1 protein-coding gene is annotated in these 1,012 nt (G+C 65.9%); it reads left to right on the top strand.

Annotated elements, in window-relative coordinates; genetic code table 11:
• A partial coding sequence (locus C6W88_RS21175) for a cadherin-like domain-containing protein (RefSeq protein WP_197037172.1) occupies nucleotides 1–1,012 on the top strand: 1,012 nt, incomplete at both ends.

Raw genomic sequence — 1,012 nt, 5'->3', positions numbered from 1 at the left:
GGACACACGCGTCGATAACGACAGTCAGGCAGGTGCCACGGATGCCGGCTTCACCGAAACGGTGGGCCTGGTGGTCACCGACGATGACGGCAGTGCGGCCAAGGGCAGCCTCAGCATCGCCATCGCCGACGATAGCCCGTCCGCGAGTAACGACAGCGACACTATCGCCGAGGAGACCGCTTCCGTTTCCGGCAATGTGCTGTCCAACGACACCACCGGCGCCGACACCACTGATGCCGATCCGGCCAGCGTTGCACTGGACGCCCCGACGGGCGCCGGCCAGTACGGCACCCTGACGCTCAACAGCGACGGCAGCTACACCTACCAGCTCGACAACGACGATCCGCGGGTGCAGGCACTCAGCGGCAAGGAAACCCTCACCGAGACCTTTGCCTACACTCTGACCGACGCCGATGGGGACACCTCACCGGCGACGCTGACCATCACCGTGACCGGCACCGACGACGGTGTCAGCCTCTCGGGGCTGGCGAGCGAAGGCAGCGACGTTTCTGTCAGCGAAGCGAATCTGGAAGAGGGTTCCGCGGCGGATGCTGCGGCACTCACCCAGCCCGGTAATTTCAGCTTTACCAGCGCCGATGGCGTGGCCAGCGTGCAGGTGGGTAATCAGTCGCTGACCCTGGCCCAGCTGCAGGGGTTGTCCGCCGATAGTCCGGTGGTGGTCGATACCGAATACGGCAGCCTTAGCCTGACCGGCTTTACACCGGCAGATAGTGCCAACCCGGCCGCCGGCGGCACCGTGAGCTACAGCTACACGCTGGACACCCGCGTCGACAACGACAGCCAGGCTGACGCCACGGATGCCGGCTTCACCGAAACGGTGGGCCTGGTGGTCACCGACGATGACGGCAGTGCGGCCAACGGCAGCCTCAGCATCGCGATCGCTGATGACGGCCCGACCATCGAGTTCGTCGAAGTGCCGGCCAGCGTGGTCGAAGGCCAGAGTGCCAACGGCACCTGGACCACCGACGCCGGTGCCGATGGTGCCACGGTG

The sequence above is a fragment of the Halomonas litopenaei genome (genome assembly GCF_003045775.1).
GTDB lineage: Bacteria > Pseudomonadota > Gammaproteobacteria > Pseudomonadales > Halomonadaceae > Halomonas > Halomonas litopenaei.
This window is presented reverse-complemented; position numbering and strand designations above follow the sequence as displayed.